Consider the following 17,781-nt stretch of genomic DNA (forward strand, 5'->3'; position numbering starts at 1 on the left):
GCCCCCTCCGCTACTTCAAGTAGGAAGGAACCTGCACGTTGCCTTTCTGTGAACTCGCCTGGCGGTAGCCCAACTCGCCTTCTTCCTTCGCCTTGCGCGCCAGTTTCATCGCGTCGCCGAGTTTGCCGGCGTCGGCGGCGGCCTTGGCCTGCTTCAGGAATTTGGCGGTGTCGCGCCATTCGCCGCCGATGGAGTCGGCCTTCTGCCGCGCCTTCTCGGCCTCGCCGTGCAGGCGGTCAAACGCCGCCCGGTCGCCCTTGCCGGCGCCCGTCAACACCACCACCGAAAACAGCGCCACCCCCACAAGAAGGCTCGCCGTGAGCCGCCGCGACCAGGCGGCGGCGGGCTGCCGCTCTGTGAGCCGCCGCGATTGAGCGGCGTCGGATTGTCTTGTCATGCCGAACCTCGCCTCACTTGCGCGCCGACGGGCCGTTCAGCGCCAGGCCGTTGCTCATGTGCGTATGGAAGTACTCGAGATTGCGGTACTGCTCGGACTCGCGCTTGAACGGCTTGGCGCGCACCTGCTTGTTGCACCCGGTGTAGCGGCGGTGCAAGGTGCCCGCGGTGCCCCACTTTGAGCGGTACACCGGCCACCCGGTGGTCTGGCCGACGGCGGTGCTGAGGATGTCGGTGCGCAGCGACATGCCCGAGTTCTTGAAATGGCAGTGCGCGCACGAGAAATTCAACTGGCCGCGCCGCGTGAAATAAAAATCCTTGCCCTTCTGATAGGCCGCGAGCGCGCGCGGGTCGTCTTTCGGCACCACGACATTGATCTTCTTGCCGCGGCTCTGGTAGGCGACATACGACAGCAAATCCACCAGCGGGCTGCCCTTGTATTTCATCTTCTTCTCGCCGTGCGTCTCGCGGCACTGGTTCAGCGCCAGCGACAGCGTGACGACCTGGCCCTGCTCCTTGTCCCAGCGCGGGAACTTGTGCTGCATCGCCGGCCCTTCGGGGAAGCAGTCGCGGTAACCCTTGCCGTTCGCAAACGGCGTGCCCCACAGTTTTTCGCCGCTGTCAACGAAAGGCCCGTACGGCGGGAATTCCTCGATGGCCTCCCAGTTCTGGCGCATCTGCTCGTTCAGCGCGTAGGCGCCGTCGGCAAACTGCATGAACGGGATGTCGGGGTATTTCTGCTTGAAGAAGCGCTGGTAGATTTCCAGGTCGCTTTGCGGGTCGGCGTGCAGCATCGCCGGCGCCAGCGCAAAACACGCCGCGCCGAGCACGCCCGCGAGTATTTTTCCGGTCATTTTTCGGCCTCTCGTCGTCATTTGATTTTCACCGTGGTGGTGTCGGATTCGCCGGTGTTGTCCACCCACGCGATTTCAAGGTCGTCGCCGGCGCCGGCGCCCTTGAAGCGGAACGACAAATACGGGTTCCTGGCGATGCCGGTGCCCCAGTGCGCCCGGAACACCACCTTGCCGCCGGCCTTGAACACCACTTCCTTGATGAAATGCGCCGGCACCAGTTTGCCGTCCGAGCCTTTGCGAAGGCCGGTCTCCATCGGGTGCGTAATCAGCGTCTTGACGACGGTGTAGCCGCCTTCCTGCTTGGTCCGCACTTTCAGTTTCTTTGCCATGATTGCCCCTCAGCCGCCGCAGCCGCCGATGGTCACCTTGACATTCTTGCTGGCGCTGTAGTATTTGCCGTCGGCCTTGACCAGCGCGATGACATCGGATGTCTTCAGCATCTTGATGCGGGTCGAGACTTCCGGCGAAGACGCGCCCTGCAATTCATAACTGGATGTCAGCGGCAGCGGGTTGTTGTCCACCAGAATCGCGATGGTCTGCACATTGTCCATGTCGGCGCTGACGCCGACCGGAACCACCGCGCCGTTCTCGGCGATTTCCGGCGCCTTGATGGCGATGCGCCCGTCCTCGCTGACGGCGGCGCCGCCGGTCAGACTGCTGATGGTGTCGGCGATTTTCTTCGACTCGAAGGCCTTCTGCGGCCACACCGCGGCCCACAGCGATTGCGGCAGCAGCGCCGCGGCTGCGGCGGCGAGGCCGCCGCGAATAATTTGTCTGCGTTTGAGATTCATGTCACACCTTCCTCACTTTGCTACAAAGTGTAAATGTATTCGGTTATTTTGGTGATTTCGTCTTCGGACAGGATTTTGTGCCTGCCGAAGGGCGGCATCATGGCCTCGGGGGCGAACTCCGTCACATCCCAGATGCGGGCGCGCAGGTCCTCCTTCTTCGGATAACGCGCCTTCATGCCGGCCAGCGCCGGCCCGATGTTGCCGGGCGACACCGCGCCGGCGATGTAGTGGCAGGCCAGGCAGTTGCCTTTCTTGCGGTCGAAGGTCAGCGCCTTGCCTTCCTCGACGGCGCCGTGGCCGTCGGCCAGCGATGCGGTCGCGGCCAGCAGCAGCGCCGCAAACGCCGCCGCAAGCAGTTGGCCGTTGGTGCCGCCTGTGGTTTGGCCCGTTGTCCGGCCCGTTGTTTGGCTCGTTGTCTGGCTCGTTGTTTTTCTCAGTATCAAGATTTGCCCCCCTGTCTATGAATTATGGGCTATGATGGCAGGATTGTGGTATAACTGCAAAGAGCCTGTCAAGGGGGGCGCAAGGGACGGGCAAAAAAAACGCCCGGCGGCCAAAACCGCCAGGCGTCCTGAAAAAAGCGGAAAACGGCCCCATTCAAGGCCGTTTCCCGCAGGCTACCGAGGAACTGCGTCGGGACAAACCAGCCCTCAGTAATCGTTAAACCCCGGGATTGCGCCTTGCCGCCGGCTTATCCGCCGCGGCCCCGGCCCCGGGGGCGCTCGCCTTCGTCCGGGTAACCCCTCCAGTAGTCGTCCCACTGCGAGGTGCCCCAGTAGCGCATCGGATCCACGGTGTAGTCCACCCCGGCGCCGCCGGAAATGCCGCTCATCGCGGTATCGTCCAGCGCGCCTTCGTCGTCTCCGCCGCGCTTGCTTCTGGCGGCGTCGGCGATGTCGGAAAGGCCGAAGTCGTAGCCATACTGCTTTGCGACTTCAATCACACCGCTGCCGTCTCCCGCATCCGCCAAAGCGGCGCGCAAATCGGCGTTGGTTTTGGCTTCCTCAAAGAAGTTGAGAACGGTTTCCTGCTTGCTCATCAGCCCCGTCCCCGTCCGCTGTATCGGTCGCCTTCGTCCGGGTAGCCCCTCCAGTAGTCGTCCCACCGCGAGGTTCCCCAGTAGCGCATCGGATCCACGGTGTAGTCCACCCCGGCGCCGCCGGCAATGCCGCTCATCGCGGTGTCGTCCACCGCGCCGTATTTTTCCTCTTTGGCTGCGGTGACATCGGCGCTGGTGAAGTCGTATCCGAATTTCTTCGCCACTTCAATGACATCGTCTTCGCTTCCCGTCTCCATCAGGGCCGCGCGCAGGTACGCGTTGGTCCTGGTTTCATCGAAAAACTTCGAAACTGCTTCATATTTGCTCATCGTGTACCTCCGTTTTTGGTTCGGTATTGAACGGTTGTCATTATAGCCACTTCCGCCGCGCCGGTGCGCTCAGAAACTTGTGGCAGTGCCGCAGGCCTTGTGGCAGCGCCGCAGGCGGCGGCGGGCGGCGGATAAAAAAACGCCCGGCGACAAGCGCCGGGCGTCTGGCACGGGAGGAGACGGCGCGGGGCCGCCTCCCGGTGCGGCGCTCCTCAGAGACCGCCGCCCGTCTTGCCCGTGGTCGGACGATGCCAGTACTGGTGGTACCGGTCCGTCCCCCAGTAGCGCAGCGGGTCCGCGGTGTAGTCTATCTCACCGCAGTCAACGATACCGCCGGCGACACCGCCCATGGCGGCGTCATCCACCGCGCCGTACTTCTGCGCCTTGGCGGCGGCGACATCCGAACGGGTAAAGTCATAACCGAACTTCTTCGCCACCTCAATCACATCATCTTCGTTTTTCGTCTTCGTCAAAGCCGCACGCAAACTTTCGTTCGTCTTTGTTTCCTCGAAAAACTTTGTCACTGCTTCATATTTGCTCATTGGAACCTCCTTTGCTTCAGGTTGTTGTCCTTGCAAACGACCGGCATGTTACTCTGTTTTGCCGGCCCTGTGCGCTCAGAAACCTCTGACAGCGCGCTCAGCCGCCGGGCCGTTTGACTTCAACGACGGTCACATTCGACGAGCCGGTGAAGTCTTCCTCGTAGGCGCCGCCGGCATAGCCGCGCCAGAAGCCCGCCCACTCGGGCGTGCCGATGCCCATGCCCAGCGGCAGGGCATCCACCGGACGGGCAAGCCCGCCGGAGACGCCGTGCGTCGAGGCGTCTTCAAGCGCCTCGAGGCTGCGGCTCCAGCCGGCCTGGATGTCGCCGACATCCAGTTCGTAGCCGTGCTGCTTCGCCACCTCGGCGACATCGCTTTCGCTGTTGGCCTTCGCCAGCGCCGCGCTCAGGTGCGCGTCGGTTCTGGCGTCCTCAAAGAACTTCACTGCTGCTTGCTGGTTACTCTTCATAGTCTCCTCCGAAGTCACCCCCGCCGTGGCCTGCGGAGTATCCGTTCCAGAAACTCCTCCAGCCGGCCGAGCCGACGCGCAAAGTCGGCAGCGGGTCTATGTCACTGACGCCGCCGGCGACTTGCGCCGCCGCGGTGTCGTCTATTGCCTCAGGGCTGCCGTTCCAGCACGCCTTGATGTCGGCGGCGCTCAGCTCGTAGCCGTGCCGCTTCGCCACCCCGGCGATGTCGCTTTCGCTGCCCGCTTCCGCCAGCGCCGCGCTCAAACGCGCATTGGCCCTGGCATCCTCAAAAAACTTGAGGACTGAACTGCGATGAACTCCGGCCACTGCCATCAACCTCCGCCATCGGGGTAGTTGGCCCAATAGCGCCGGTAATCCGGCGTGCCCCAATAGGCCATCGGATCCTTGGTGTAGTCAATCTGCGTTCCGCCGACGATGTCCTCGATCATCGCATCGTCCATCGCGTAGATTTCCACATCCATCGTTGCCAGGATGTCCTCGCCGGTGAAGTGGTAACCGAAACGCCTGGCCACTTCGGCGGCCTCGTCTTCGTTCCGGGTCTCTTTCAGGGCGACGAGAATCTGTTCGTCGTTCTTCGCGGCCTCGAAAAACCGGATAACTTCGGTTTGCTTGTCCATTTTTTTACCTCCTTGCGGTTGCATGAAATCGGGTAGTTTTCAGATAGTAGCAGACATTTCCGGCGGTATCCGTTCAGAAACATGTTGCAGTGCGGAAAAGCCCGCCACACAAGGCTTTCAGCCCGCTCACCGGGCCGGAAACCGCCGTTTTCGCGCCCCCGGCGCCGTCACAGGCCGAAGGGCCTGACATAGCGCAGATAAACGCCCCATTCCTCGACATCCACATCGTGGTCGGTGCGCGGGTCGCCGGCGGCGCCGGTGCCGGAGCCGCTCCATGAAAAGTCGTATTCGGTGCGCCGCACCTCAAGGCCGGCGCGCCCGGCGGCGATGTCCGACTCAACGCCGACGCCGACGCTCCACGGCTGCACATCCTTGCCGTAGCGGGAAACGCCGACCACCTCGGGGGTGCCCGGCGGCGGCGGGCGGTTGTCAAAGCCCGCCTGCGCCGTCAGGTCGAGCCAGCCGACGCCGGCCAGCAGGTAGAGGGCGGTGTTGGTTCCGTAGGACACGCCGACGGCATCGGCGCGGATTCCGAAGCGGGCCGTCAGCGACGCGCTGCGGTTTTTCTCCAGCGTCCAGTCGCCCGGAAAGACATTGTTGGTGGCGCGGCTGGTGCCGGTGCCCGCCAGACGGCCGCTGACGCGCGTGTTGGAATAAACGCCGGCATCCACCTCGCCGTCCACAAAGCAGAACGAATCAAACCAGTGGCGGTAGCCGAACAGCGCGCGGGCGGCGTGGAGGGCGTCGGTCTCGCTGTCGTCGTCGGCCTCGTAGGAGGGCGGGCTGTTCAGGCCGACGCCCTTCTCGTAGTCGGTGTCGGCGAATTCCGCGCCGATGGAAAAGCCGCCGTAAAAGCCGCCTGCGGGCCGCTCCTGCGCCGCCGCCGGGGCCAGCGCCGCGAGCAGCACCGCCGCCGACAGGCGCCGCAGCAGCGCTGTGGCGGCGCCAAAAAAGGGGGGAATGCCGTTGTTCATTGTTTGTTTCATCCTCCTCGTTGGTTTGAATGCGGTTTCAGTATAATACGGCCCCCTTTCCCACGACACAACTTTATGGAGCAACCAGATGGCGACTATCACCCTGCAGGGCAACCCGATTCACACCAGCGGCGACCTGCCCGCGGTCGGCGCGGACGCGCCCGATTTCAAACTGGCCAACAAGGACCTTCAGGACATGATGCTGAAAGACTTCGCGGGCAGAAAGAAACTGATCAGCATTGTGCCGAGCCTCGACACGCCGGTGTGCGCGACCTCCACCAGAAAATTCAACGAGGCGGCGGCGAAACTCGACAATGTCGCGGTCATCGTCGTCTCCGCCGACCTGCCCTTCGCGATGGACCGCTTCTGCAGCACCGAGGGGCTTGGCAACATCGTCGTGCTGTCCATGATGCGCTCGCGCGAGTTCGCGCGCGACTACGGCGTGCTGATTGAGGAAGGCCCGCTGGCCGGCATCACGGCGCGCGCGATTGTGCTGCTGGACGAGGAAAACAAGGTGCTGCACAACGAACTGGTCGGCGAAATCAGCGACGAGCCGGATTACGACGCGGCGCTGGCCGCGCTGCAACCGGCGTAGGCGGCCCGCACGCTAACGCGCGACGACGCCGGCGCGGCGCATAAAGAAATTCTTCAGCGGCGCAATGCGCCCGACACCGCTCAAACCGGCGCTGCGAACCGACACCAGCGCCGGCTGCGAACGCGAAAACAGCCATAGCAGCGCCTCCAGCCCGCCCTTCATCCATTGGTTGCGCGCCTTGACGGCGCGCTGGTAGCGGCGCAGCACCGGCCACGAGAAACCGCCGCCGCGGCTTTGCTCCAGCGCCGCGAACAGCGCGGCCAGGTCGGCGAAACCCAGATTGGCCCCCTGCCCGGCGAGCGGGTGGACGCTGTGCGCGGCGTCGCCGACCAGCGCAAAGCCCGGCTTTACATAGTCGTCCACGATGCCGCCGTGCAGCGGAAACGACGCGATGCCGGACAACAACTCAATCGCGCCGAGGCGTGCGCCGAACGCGCGCTCAAGTTGCGGCTCGAAAAAGGCGGCGCCGCTTTGCAGCAATTCCTGCGCGCGCTCGCGCGAACACGACCACACCACCGCGCAAACCCGCCCGGCCAGCGGCAGAAAAGCCACCACGCCGTCGTCCGAAAAACACTGCCAGCAGGTTGATTGGTGCGGCTGCGCGGTGCGCACGACCGCCGCAAGCGCCGTCTGCCGGTAATCGCGGCGCCGCCAGGCAACGCCCATCCAGTCGCGCACGCGCGAGTGAGCGCCGTCGGCGCCGATGACAAAGCCCGCCTCGCGTTCGCCGTCGCCGGTGAAGATGCGCCGCCGCCCGGTTTCCGGGTTGTTCTCGACCGCAAGCGGCGGCGCTTCCACGCGCTCGACCTGCGCCAGCGTGTCGAGGCGCGCAAACAGCGCCTGCACCAGCAGGCTGTGTTCAACAACAATGCCGAGATGCGAAACGCCGAACCCGGCGGCGCTGAAATGAATGTGGCCGCCGCCTTCGGCGTCCCACACTTCCAGCGCGCGAAAGCGGCAGTGGCGCGGCGGCGGCGCGCCGATGTCGTTGAGAAAAGCGCACGAGGCGGCGCTCAGGGCGTAGGTGCGCGGTTCATAGACATCGGCGGCGGCATTGTCCGGCGCACGCGGCGGGCGCGCGGCGAACAGCAGCACGCGGCGCCCGTCCAGCGCGAGGCGCGCGGCGCAGGCCAGACCGATGACGCCGCCGCCGACGACGGCGACCGGCGGTTGATGCTGCACGCCGCGCCGCATGTCACACCGGAAAGTCGCCGGCGAAGCGTTCGTCAGCCAGCGGTTCATCCGCCAGTGGTTCGCCCGCCAGCCGCGGCCACGGCGGCACCAGGCCCAGGCCGCGGCGTACGAGGCCGCGGCGTAGCGGCGGCAGCAAATCCAGCGCGGCGAGGCCCGCGCCGCGCGCGCATGCGGCGGGCTTGCCGGGCATCACGAACAACCGCGCAAGGGCGTCGGTGAAGCGCACGACACGCCGCACATCCGCGGTGCGGCGGCGGCGCCAGGCATTGAGCACGGCGGCGGCGCCGGGATCGCACGGGTCGCGCGGCGCGTCAAACACGCACTCGGACAAAAACGCGACATCGCGCAACGCCAGGTTGAAACCCTGCCCCGCCACCGGATGTACCCGGTGCGCGGCATCGCCCAGCAGCGCGACGCGCCCGCGCACCATGTCAAGCGAGCGGCTCAGCCCCAGCGGATAGACAAAGCGCGGCCCCGGGTTTTGCAGTTTGCCGAGACGCCAGCCCAGGTCGCGCTGCAAACGCGCGGTGAATTCATCGTCGGCCAGCGCGGCGACGGCGGCGGCGTCATCGCGGGCGTGCACCCACGCGACCACGCGCCGCCGGCCTCCGGCGGGCAGCACCGCCAGCGGGCCGTGCGCGGTGAAACGCTCAAAGGCGACATCGCCGTCGCCGTCGCCGCCGTCAATCGCGGCGACCACCGCCGACTGGCGGTAATCCGTCGTCCGGAAACGAAAGCCGAGGCGTTCGGAAAAACCCGACGCGCCGCCGTCGGCCAGCACCAGCAACTTCGCGCGCAGTTGTAACACGCCGCCTTCGCCGTCAACGCGGACGGTGACATCGTCGGAATGGCGCGCGACTTCCGCGGCGCGCGCGGGCGACAACAGCGACACCTGCGGCGACGCGCGCAGCAGGCGGTGCAGCGCCTGCGCCAGATCCGACGCGAGCACAACCTGCCCGAGCGCATCCAGCCCCTCTTCTTCGGCGCGAATGCGGGTTACGCCGAAAACGCCCTGCTCGGACACATGTATCCTGCGAACCGGCCAGGCGCGCCCGCGCAGCGCGTCCCACGCGCCGAGGTGCTGCAAGATGCGTTTGCTGACATCGGACAGCGCAATCGCGCGCAGCGGCCCACGACAGGCAAGCGTTGCGGGCGCCGCCAAATCGTGTGTCTCAATAACGGTGATGCGCGCGCCGCTGCCGCGCAGCGCCAGCGCCAGCGCCGACCCGGCCAGACCGGCGCCGAGGATTGCAATGTCGCAGTCGGCGTTCATTGCACCGGCGCAAAACCGGCCAGGCCAACGCCGGGGATTGCAATGTCGCAGCCGGCGTTCATTGCGCCATTGCCGCTTCAATGTCGGCGGCTTCTTTCGGCAGCGCCGCGGTCAGCACGCGCGGCGCGCGCGATGTAACCAGCACATCGTCTTCAATGCGGATGCCGGTGTTCCACCAGCGCCGCGGCACATCGCGCGCGGCGCGCACATACAGCCCCGGCTCAATCGTCAGCACCATGCCCGGCTCAAAACGGCGCGCGCGGCCATCCTTCATGTAGGCGCCGGCGTCGTGCACATTCATGCCGAGCCAGTGGCCGGTGCCGTGCATGTAAAACCGCGAATAGGCGCGCTTGCGTATCAGCGACGGCACGCGCCCGCGCAGCAGCCCCGCCGCGACCAGCCCGCGTGTCAGCGCGGCGACCGCGGCGGCGTGGACATCCTCCCAGGTGTGGCCCGGAACAACCGCGGCAATGGCCTTTTCCTGCGCCTCCAGCACAATCTCGTAGAGTTCGCGCTGCGCCGGGCGGAAACGCCCGTTGACCGGTATCGTGCGCGTCACATCGCCGGCGTACAGGCACACCTCGGCGCCGGCGTCAATCAGCAGCAGGTCGCCGTCTTTCAGCGCGGAGCGGTTGTCGGTGTAATGCAGCACGCAGGCGTTGGCGCCGCCGCCGACAATCGGCGGGTAGGCCGACGCCGCGCCGTGGCGGTGAAACTCGTGCAGCAACTCGGCGGCGATTTCATGTTCGTGCAAACCCGGGCGGCACACGCGCCACGCGCGCCGGTGCGCGGCCACCGAGATTTCGGCGGCGCGGCGCATCAGCCGCAATTCCGACGGCGACTTTTTGATGCGCATCTCGTGCAGCACCAGGCCCATGTCGGCCAGTTCGCGCGGCGCCGCCGCGCCGCGCGCGGCGCGGCGCGCCTGCGCGCACGCCGCCGCCAGTTCGGCCAGGTGGGCGGTGTCGTCCAGATCGCAGTACAGCCGGCGGCGTCCGCCGAGCAGGCGCGGCAGCCATTCGGCGAAGTCTGCAACCGGCAGCGCCAGATCGGCGCCGTGTTCGCGGGCGGCGGCGCGCACGCCGACGCGGCGCCCTTCCCACAATGTTCTCGTGTCGTCGTTCGGCGTGCAGAACAGAATGTAGTTTCCGTGTTCGCAGCCGGGCGCGAAGACCGCGACCATCGCGTCTTCGTTCAGGCCGGTGAGGTACGCAAAATCGCTGCTCTGGCGGTAGGGATAATCCACATCCCCGGCGTAAATCCGGCGCGGCGCGGCGCGCACGCACAGCAGCGAATCGCGCCCGATTTCGCGCAAAACGCGGCGCCGGCGTTTTGCAAATTCCTGCGGCGAATGACCGGTGTTTTTGTTTTTCATGCCCATATTCGTCCACCTGCGCGTTCATGATAACCGCTTCTGCGGTGTTCAATATTTCTTTTTATTTCATACATTTAGAGACGGCTCCGATGGCGCGTTTCGCGGTGTTTTGCGGCGCCGGAAAGCGTCCGCGAATTTCTTCGCTCAAGTGTAGCGGATTTGGCCGAAAATTTTCTTGTTTTTTTTACTTGACCAATGAAAAAAATATCATACTATTCAGCACATGAGTCAGTCGGAAACTCTTATTGAAGGACTTCATCCGATTGAAGAGCTGGAGCGGCAAATTGAAAAACTGCTCGGCAGCCACGGCCGTCTCGCCGAAGAGAACAGAGTCCTGCGCGATGAACAACACAATCTTCTTTCGGAAAACAAAATGCTGATTGAAAGAAACCAGCAAGTGACAAAGAAGTTTGAGTCGCTTGTCAAACGCCTCCGTGCAATCAACGGCCAACACCCCGCCCCCCAATGAACCGCAATCTCTCCAACATTGAAATCAATATTCTCGGAAGACACTACCTCGTGGCGTGCGAGCCGGAAGAAGAGCAGAACCTGCACGAGGCGGCCAACCATCTCAACCAGCTGTTTGCCGGCATGAAGCAGGCCGCCGCCACCGCCGACAATGAAAAGGTCTCGGTCATCACCGCGCTCAACCTGACCGACCAGTTGCTGAAAACGCGGCGCATGCTGCGCGAAAAAGTCACCCACCTGATTCACCTGGTTGAAACCGGCTGCGAGTCCTCCGGCGCCGGCAACCAGAAAGATTCTGAAAGTCTTGAGATAACTCTGTGATACTCGTTAGTCCCCTGGATGATCCTTTGCCGTACTTCTTGAAAAGACGGGTCAACGCCGTCGCCGGTGTGCATGCTCATTGCGATGAGAAGCCTGATGGCGGCGGAAGCGGCCTGTTCTCTGAACCCAATGGTTCAAAGGAGGACGGGGACGACGACTTCTACGGAGTTATCTCACTTTTCAACCGAATTCAGCCCGCCAGGCCCGCCGTGGCGCGGCATTCCGGCTCCATCGCCAACAACCATGACAGGAGGTACTGATGGCCATTAAAAGACGCACTAAAAAGCGACTTGTAAAGAGGAAGTCTGCGGCAAAACGCAGAACGACCAAACGGCGCACCACCAAGCGGGCGGCTCCCAAGAAGAGACGCACCGTCAAAAGGCGGCGCACCGTCAAAAGAAAGGCTGCCACCAAAAAGAAGCGCACCGTCAAAAAGAGGCGCACGGTCAAAAAGCGGCGCACCGTCAAGAAACGGCGCACCGTCAAGAAGCGGAGAACCGTCAAGAAACGGCGCACCGTCAAGAAACGGCGCACCGTCAAGAAACGGCGCACCGTCAAAAAGCGGCGCACCGTGAAGAAGCGGCGCACTGTCAAGAAACGGCGTACCGTCAAAAAGCGGAGAACCGTCAAGAAACGGCGCACCACCAAGAGAAGGTAAGCCAGACGGCGGGGGGGTTCTCCGGAAGCCCCCTTTCTTCGCAACAAACCCGGCAGCGTTTCGGCGCTGCCGGGTTTTTTTACGGGTGCATGCAGGGGGCGGGGCGGGGCGGCGGCGTTATTGCGCCCGTATTCGCTGTGTTCCCTTTCTGAGCCGGTCGGCCAGCAGCAGCAGCGGGAAAAGCGCGATGCCGCCGAGCGCGCCGTAGAGATGGGTCTGGGCGGCGACCGGCACGCCAATCAGTTCCGAAGTACCCGGCGTTCCGCCGTAGCGGCCTTCATACAGCAGTTTAAGCGTCACCAGCAGCAGCAGCAGCCAGCCGAGGCGGTCGCCCGCGCGCAGTTGTTTCAGCGCCATCAGCGCGAACAGGCCGTGCAGCGCGCCGGACAGGCCGCCGAAAACGCCGATTTCCGGCGAGAACCAGTACAAACCGGCGGACACCGCCAGGCAGCAGACGACGAGGCTGACTATCCAGTCGGCAACGCTCAGCCACGCGCGCCCCAGCAGGAAGATGAGTATCCAGGCGACCAGGTCGAGCAGCAGGTGGCGCAGGTTCAGGTGGGCGAAATTGCCCGTCAGCAAACGCCACCATTCGCCGGCCTCAATCAGGCCGCGGTTGTAGAGGGAAAAAGCCTGGAGTGTTTCCAGCGTGGTCACCGCCGCCGCCGCCGCAACGGCAACGGCCAGCAGTATTTCAGGAAGCAGGCTCCGCAGAAGCCCGCTGTCAGGCATTCACGCGCCGCCGCCGTGTGCGCAGCAGCGCCGCCGCAACAAAGAGCAATATCGCAAAGAGTCCGAACGGGCCGAAAGCGCCGCCACCGCCGCCGCCGCCGCCACCGCCGGCCACACCGCCCGCCCTGACGCCGATGGGATCGTCAATCACGCCGTTGATGCTGCCGTCGTTGTCATATTCGCCGCCGTCCCTGATTCTGACGACCAGGCAGGCGTCTCCCGCGCGCTTGGCGGAAGTCGCCGGCACCTCGTTGACAACCGGGCAGACGCCGTTTTGCAGCGGCATGAAGCCCCATTCAAAGTCGCCGCTGCGGGCGGCAACCGCCTGCCACGCATTGTCGGCGCTGAGGAATTTGTAGATGCCCACGCTCGTGTCATCGTGCAGGTCCTGCGGCAGCGGAATGATGACCACCGCGCGGCCCCCGGTGATGGCCGCCGTCGTGTCCGTCGCACTTCTGGGCGCGGTGTCGTAGTCCACGCCGCAAACGCCGAAGTTGTAAGCCGAGCGCAGCGCCTGCGGCGGGCGCGGCACGCCCACTGTCTCCAGTTCATCAACCGAGAACGACGCCGCCCAGTCGTCATAACTGTCAAACGGATTGTCCACCGTGGCGGCGTAGCGCAGCGTCAGGCCGCCGACGCACATTCTGTGCTGCGGCAGCCCGGTGCGAATGTGGTGCCACGACGCGCGGCCCGCGACTTCCCTGCCGCCGGCGGCCACCGCGACAGGCAGCGCGCCGTCGCCGACAAAGAGGTCGGCGCCGATGTTGTCCGGAATGCCGTCCGCATCGGTGTCGGAAGTGACGCCCGCCAGCACATTGCCGGGCGGCACCAGCGGCCAGGTAACCAGCAGCGACGATTCGGACGGCCCCGCGCCGGGAACCGTGATGCGCAGGCTGACCGAGGTTCTCGTCGCGGTTCTGGCGCCCGCAGGCACCGTGAACGACACGCTGACTTCGTCCGCGCCGGCGCTGAACGCGGCGGGCGTGATGGCGGTCAGCACCGGCGCGCCTGTCTCGTCGGCTGCCGTCGGCGCAGCGGTGGCGTCCCGCGCCTCCAGTGCAACCGTGAAGCTTCCCTCGGTCAGGCCAAGCCTTTCATTGCCGCTGCTGTCCGTCAGCGTCGGCTGCCCCAGCGACGGCGGCAGGAAATCATCGCCCAACCGGACAACCTGCGTCCGCGACGACAGGCCCAGTGAATAACTCGACGCCGCCAGCGCGCCGATGCCATCGCCAACGCGCCACAGCACATTGCCGCCGCCGCTCATCAGGCCGGTGATTGTGTAAGTCTGCGAGGTGCCGCTGATGTCGCTCTTCGCAACCACACCGGACAGGCCGGAGATGGTCAGCGCCGGGCTGGTAACCAGCGTCAGCGCATCCGCCGTCGGCGCGTCCAGCGCCGCGGCGACGGCGAGCGTGCTCGCGTTCGCATCGCTTGCCAGGAAGAACAGGCGCTCGTTCGCCATGTTCAGTTCGCGCACGCGGTGTATCGTTTGCGCCACCGTAACCGGGTAGCCATTCTCGTTGGTGGCGACCCACGCAATCCGGTGGTCCGCCGCCGCCGGGATGTTGCCGAAGTCCACCAGCGTGCAGGCGCCGCCCAGCAGTTGCTCGGTGGCGCAGTTGTCCGAATAATAAGCCAGCGTGCGCGTGCGCGCGCCGGTCGTTACCGACACGCCGAGGTGATCCAGAACGCCGTCGGCGCGGATGCCGGCGTAGGCGATGTGGGCGGTGCCCGCGCCTCGCGTCAGCGCCAGTTCAGGCAGGTTTTGCGCCCGCGGGTCGTTGTCGGCGGTCGCCCACGGGTTGGCGCCGATCTGCGCCTCGACCGAATCCGGCACGCCGTCGTTGTCCGAATCATGGGCCGCATCCAGCTGCAACATCTGCGGCCCCAGCGTCGCGACAACGCGATTCGGCACATCGTTCAAACCGCGCGCCGGCGCGTCGTCGTGAATGACCAGCCCCGACGACGGCGGCTGATAGGTCACATACACCGTTGTCATGGTAACCGCGCGGGCGAGTTGCAGTTCAACGGAGCCGTTCGATTCGTTGGTCTGCACCGCCCTCCTGTAAAGCGCCGCACTCACCGCAACCTCGTCGCCTTGCGGCGTCCGCAGGTTCACCGTGAAGCCCTGCAGCGACGACCCATCGGAACCGCCGGGAACCGAAATCGGCTCGTTGAAGGTCACCCACAGGCGGTCCTGGCCGCTGCCGTATCTTGCCTGGTCGCCGGCAAACTTCGGCGGCACCGTGTCGGAAACATCGGCGGACGCCGACAAACAGCCGCTGGCGGCGCCGTCTCTCCACGAGCAATCCTCCAGCGTCCGGCTCGCCGCATCAACCGCCTCCGAGGCATTCAGAAACGCGACATAACCGCGCACATTCATCATCGGGCGCTGGATTCCCTCGTAAGTAACCAGATACCTCGCTCCCGTCCTCGTGGTCTCAAACCCGACGGGCATCGCCGTGATGCGAACCGGCGAGGAAAGCCCGCTCTGCACGCTCGTGTCGCCTCCGGGCGCGGGCCGAATCCGCGTCGCCGCCCTGTCCGCGACCTGATACAGCACAAAGGCGGTGGCCGTGGTCGCAATGGTGACCGGCTCGGTGAATTCCGCCAGATAGCGGATGTTGAACAGGCCGTCGTCGCTGCCGGGATTGGTCTCTTCCGAGTAAACCACGCTGAAGCCCGTGACCTCCGGCGCGCCGGTTTCCGGCACCGTGATGGTGAACGGCGTCGGCATCGTCGTCGGGTTTTGGCGGATGGAATTGTCCACCACAAGCCCCGCCGGGATTGTGAATCTGAATTGCTCAACGCCGACCGCCGATTCATGCCCGTCCAGCGTGCCGCCCAGATTGGCGGTGAACTCCAGTCGGTTGCTCGACAGGGAAACACCGGTCAGCCGCGCGCTCTCAACCGTCGCGTAGTCGGCGTCCGGATTCTGCAACACGCCGTTCGCGTATTGTCCGAGACTGTTCTGCAGCGCCGTAACGCTTCCCGGCAGCAACGCCTCGTTGAATTCAACCGTGATGCTGATTTGCCCGGCGGTCGTGGTCGTGGTTGCCTGTGCCATGCGCACCACCGGCGGCACCCGGTCGTCCACCGATGTAATCGGGCTAAGGAACCGATCGCCGCCCAGCGACCTGCCGTCGTCATCCTGCACGGTGTTGGCGCTGTCCATCACCACGAGGATGTAACGCTCCGGGCTGCCCGAAGGGCCGGCATCCACATTGGTCTCCACGGTATAGGTTTCGGCGTAGGCGCCGCCCATGGTTGTAACCGAGCCACCGGCCGTCGTCGCGGTGAATCCGCGCCCGGACAGGCTGTATGCGGCGCTGGTAACCGACGGCAGTTCGCCCGTCACCCGGAGCAGCCCGAAATTGTCGGTGCCAACGCCGCGCACCGTCTCGGTAAAGACGACCGTCCAGGTCATGGTCGCGGTGCGGCTCGCACCGGCCACAATCACATCGCTGGATTGCCCGCTGACCCTCGCCACTTGCGGCGCCGCGTTTTCATTCAGCGTGAAGTCCACATTGCGGGTGGGGTTGGCGTTGCCGTGTTCGTCGCTGACGGCGCCCTGCCCAAGCGTCAGCCTGATTCCCTCGCCGCCATCCGGCGACAGGCCGTTCAGCGGCGCCGGCCCGGAAGTGACAACCGTCACAGTCAATGTGGCGGCGTCAATGGTGGCGCCGGACACGGAAACTCCGGTAATCCATTCACTCTGCGGGGCGGCAAGCGCGGCACTGATTCTGCCTTCATCCACCGCGCCAAGCGTTTCACTGAAAGGCACCATCAGGCGGGCCGTGGAATCGGGGTTGGCGATGGACTGTCCGGCCTGCACCAGCGGCCCGACGGTGTCGGCGGCGCGGTGTGCGGGGGCCGTGTGCGGCAATCCCGTCGGCGCCCTGCCGGCGCCGAGCCGTTCGACAATGCCCGGCGTGTCGTCAACCCTCAGCCGGTACCAGGTCGGGCCAACCTGCTGCGCCAAATCGCGCGCCACGACGGTGTAGGTGCGAAAGTCGCTGCCGCCCTCGGCAGTCGCCGAATTCACGGCGTTGGTCAGCACGGTGCCGGCGCTGCAAGCATCGGTGGCGGCGGCCACCATGCAAACCGAAAAACTGCCGGCGACCACGCCGCTCACCGGCTCCGAGAAACGCACGCGCCATTCGGCGTCGTACAGGTTGTCGGCGGCATCAAGCGTAATTGAGGTCGTGGTGGCCTCGGCGACGGTCGGCTGCGCCGCGTCCATCAGGGTGAACCTGTGGGCCACGCCGTCATAGCCGTCGCTGCCCCCTCCGGCAGGCAGGTCCACAATCCGGTCGTTCGGAAGGGTCACTTGCAGATAATCGGGCGCCGGAATCGTAACCGTGCCGTCAATGTTCACCGTCAGAATCACTTGCGCCCCGCTGACGGAGGCGGCGGTAATCGAGAAGTCGTTGATCGCCTGCTGCAAGACGCGAACCCGGTTCACACCGTTCAGGTCTGTCAAACCCTGGGTGTTTCTTGCCACGGCGACCAGGCCGGCAAAATCGCCCGGCGTGCCGGCAAATTGCACGCCTTCATTGAAGGTGTAGGTAATCTCGCCGTTGTCGTCCGACAAGACCGGCGCGCCCACCAGCACCGGCGGCGACAAATCTTGCAGCGTTGCGACGAAAGTGTCTTCCGCAGGCGCCCTTAGCCCCGCCGCAGGCACCGCCCTGAGGGTGCCGGGACCGGCAGCCGCGCTGATGTTGTTGCCATCGGCCAGCGACACCGTGTAATGCGCATCCTCGCCGACCGGTTCGGGGATGGTAACCGTCAGTGTGTAAGTGTCCTCGCTCCCGCTGACACTGCCCGGCGACAAAGTGCCAATGGCGGGCGAGCCTGCTTCCGTTGAAAAATCCGGGGGCCGGTTGCCTGAAGGCAGCCTGTAAATCCGGAAGTCGCCCACCGAATCGGCCCCGCTCACCGGCTCGGTGAAAACCACTCTCCAGCCGACCGCCGTCGGTGTGCCCCGAACTTGCGAGAAGGCAATTTGCTGCACACTTTCCAGGCGCGGCGCGGCGTTGTCGTTGAATACAAAGGTGTAGGAATTGGTGCTGCCGTCCGCCAGGGTGTTGTTGGCATTGTCATCAACGCTTGCGCGGTTGACGACAATG

General features: G+C 65.0%; 21 protein-coding genes and 1 other RNA gene. 4 read left to right on the plus strand and 18 right to left on the minus strand.

The genetic code is table 11. The features are described 5' to 3' along the window. Positions 1 to 10: 10 nt before the first annotated feature. The 12 genes from OXU50_04905 to OXU50_04960 form a co-directional block, all read right to left on the minus strand. Positions 11 to 397: a SoxXA-binding protein gene (locus OXU50_04905; GenBank protein ID MDD9869212.1), complete on the minus strand. Its 387-nt coding sequence runs from the start codon at positions 395 to 397 to the stop codon at positions 11 to 13. 13 nt (positions 398 to 410) lie between these two features. Next, the gene (gene soxA, locus OXU50_04910; GenBank protein MDD9869213.1) at positions 411 to 1,250 is read right to left on the minus strand and encodes a sulfur oxidation c-type cytochrome SoxA; all 840 of its coding nucleotides are present in this window, start codon (positions 1,248 to 1,250) and stop codon (positions 411 to 413) included. A 17-nt stretch (positions 1,251 to 1,267) separates the two neighbouring features. Further along, positions 1,268 to 1,579, minus strand: coding sequence for a thiosulfate oxidation carrier complex protein SoxZ (gene soxZ, locus OXU50_04915; GenBank protein MDD9869214.1), 312 nt, complete (start codon positions 1,577 to 1,579; stop codon positions 1,268 to 1,270). A gap of 9 nt (positions 1,580 to 1,588) precedes the next feature. Beyond that, positions 1,589 to 2,041, minus strand: a complete 453-nt coding sequence (gene soxY / locus OXU50_04920) for a thiosulfate oxidation carrier protein SoxY (GenBank protein MDD9869215.1) — start codon at positions 2,039 to 2,041, stop codon at positions 1,589 to 1,591. A 20-nt stretch (positions 2,042 to 2,061) separates the two neighbouring features. After that, entirely contained in the window at positions 2,062 to 2,484 is a 423-nt protein-coding gene (gene soxX / locus OXU50_04925) for a sulfur oxidation c-type cytochrome SoxX (GenBank protein MDD9869216.1), read from the minus strand. Between the two features lie 248 nt (positions 2,485 to 2,732). Continuing rightward, a complete protein-coding gene (locus OXU50_04930; GenBank protein ID MDD9869217.1) occupies positions 2,733 to 3,080 on the minus strand; it encodes a Nif11 family protein in 348 nt (115 codons plus the stop codon). Beyond that, positions 3,080 to 3,409 carry a Nif11-like leader peptide family natural product precursor gene (locus OXU50_04935; protein MDD9869218.1) on the minus strand — a complete coding sequence of 110 codons (330 nt, stop codon included), beginning with the start codon at positions 3,407 to 3,409 and terminating at the stop codon, positions 3,080 to 3,082. The genes OXU50_04930 and OXU50_04935 overlap by 1 nt, the downstream gene beginning before the upstream one ends. 212 nt (positions 3,410 to 3,621) lie before the next feature. Further along, positions 3,622 to 3,951, minus strand: coding sequence for a Nif11-like leader peptide family natural product precursor (locus tag OXU50_04940; protein MDD9869219.1), 330 nt, complete (start codon positions 3,949 to 3,951; stop codon positions 3,622 to 3,624). Between the two features lie 97 nt (positions 3,952 to 4,048). Next, positions 4,049 to 4,396, minus strand: a complete 348-nt coding sequence (locus OXU50_04945) for a Nif11-like leader peptide family natural product precursor (protein ID MDD9869220.1) — start codon at positions 4,394 to 4,396, stop codon at positions 4,049 to 4,051. A 13-nt stretch (positions 4,397 to 4,409) separates the two neighbouring features. Next, positions 4,410 to 4,748, minus strand: coding sequence for a hypothetical protein (locus OXU50_04950; protein ID MDD9869221.1), 339 nt, complete (start codon positions 4,746 to 4,748; stop codon positions 4,410 to 4,412). 5 nt (positions 4,749 to 4,753) lie between these two features. Next, a complete protein-coding gene (locus OXU50_04955) occupies positions 4,754 to 5,059 on the minus strand; it encodes a Nif11-like leader peptide family natural product precursor (protein ID MDD9869222.1) in 306 nt (101 codons plus the stop codon). 167 nt (positions 5,060 to 5,226) lie between these two features. Continuing rightward, a complete protein-coding gene (locus OXU50_04960) occupies positions 5,227 to 6,033 on the minus strand; it encodes an outer membrane beta-barrel protein (GenBank protein MDD9869223.1) in 807 nt (268 codons plus the stop codon). 88 nt (positions 6,034 to 6,121) lie between these two features. Here OXU50_04960 and tpx point away from each other — a divergent pair, with 88 nt between their 5' ends. Continuing rightward, a complete protein-coding gene (gene tpx / locus OXU50_04965) occupies positions 6,122 to 6,628 on the plus strand; it encodes a thiol peroxidase (GenBank protein ID MDD9869224.1) in 507 nt (168 codons plus the stop codon). 12 nt (positions 6,629 to 6,640) lie between these two features. Here the strand turns inward: tpx and OXU50_04970 are convergent, their stop codons facing one another. Genes OXU50_04970 through OXU50_04980 form a run of 3 tightly spaced genes read right to left on the minus strand, consistent with a single transcriptional unit; the run spans position 6,641 to position 10,470 of the window. Further along, positions 6,641 to 7,870, minus strand: a complete 1,230-nt coding sequence (locus tag OXU50_04970) for an FAD-dependent monooxygenase (GenBank protein MDD9869225.1) — start codon at positions 7,868 to 7,870, stop codon at positions 6,641 to 6,643. Continuing rightward, positions 7,824 to 9,095, minus strand: coding sequence for an FAD-dependent oxidoreductase (locus OXU50_04975; GenBank protein MDD9869226.1), 1,272 nt, complete (start codon positions 9,093 to 9,095; stop codon positions 7,824 to 7,826). Before OXU50_04975 ends, OXU50_04970 begins: the two co-directional genes overlap by 47 nt. Before the next feature lie 58 nt (positions 9,096 to 9,153). Then, complete coding sequence (locus OXU50_04980; protein ID MDD9869227.1) at positions 9,154 to 10,470, minus strand: aminopeptidase P N-terminal domain-containing protein; 1,317 nt, start codon at positions 10,468 to 10,470, stop codon at positions 9,154 to 9,156. A gap of 223 nt (positions 10,471 to 10,693) precedes the next feature. Between OXU50_04980 and OXU50_04985 the strand changes: the two genes are divergently transcribed. From OXU50_04985 to ssrS, 3 genes are all read left to right on the plus strand, one after another. After that, complete coding sequence (locus OXU50_04985) at positions 10,694 to 10,939, plus strand: TIGR02449 family protein (GenBank protein MDD9869228.1); 246 nt, start codon at positions 10,694 to 10,696, stop codon at positions 10,937 to 10,939. Then, a complete protein-coding gene (locus OXU50_04990) occupies positions 10,936 to 11,259 on the plus strand; it encodes a cell division protein ZapA (GenBank protein ID MDD9869229.1) in 324 nt (107 codons plus the stop codon). Before OXU50_04985 ends, OXU50_04990 begins: the two co-directional genes overlap by 4 nt. After that, positions 11,248 to 11,432: non-coding RNA, 6S RNA (gene ssrS / locus OXU50_04995), on the plus strand. The genes OXU50_04990 and ssrS overlap by 12 nt, the downstream gene beginning before the upstream one ends. A 7-nt stretch (positions 11,433 to 11,439) precedes the next feature. Here the strand turns inward: ssrS and OXU50_05000 are convergent. The 3 genes from OXU50_05000 to OXU50_05010 form a co-directional block, all read right to left on the minus strand. Beyond that, positions 11,440 to 11,889 carry a hypothetical protein gene (locus OXU50_05000; protein ID MDD9869230.1) on the minus strand — a complete coding sequence of 150 codons (450 nt, stop codon included), beginning with the start codon at positions 11,887 to 11,889 and terminating at the stop codon, positions 11,440 to 11,442. A 145-nt stretch (positions 11,890 to 12,034) separates the two neighbouring features. After that, entirely contained in the window at positions 12,035 to 12,649 is a 615-nt protein-coding gene (gene rrtA, locus OXU50_05005; protein ID MDD9869231.1) for a rhombosortase, read from the minus strand. Next, on the minus strand, positions 12,642 to 17,781 hold a 5,140-nt coding region (locus tag OXU50_05010), incomplete at its 5' end, for a hypothetical protein (protein ID MDD9869232.1). The genes rrtA and OXU50_05010, both read right to left, overlap by 8 nt.

This window comes from Gammaproteobacteria bacterium, from assembly GCA_028817225.1.
Classification (GTDB): domain Bacteria; phylum Pseudomonadota; class Gammaproteobacteria; order Poriferisulfidales; family Oxydemutatoraceae; genus Oxydemutator.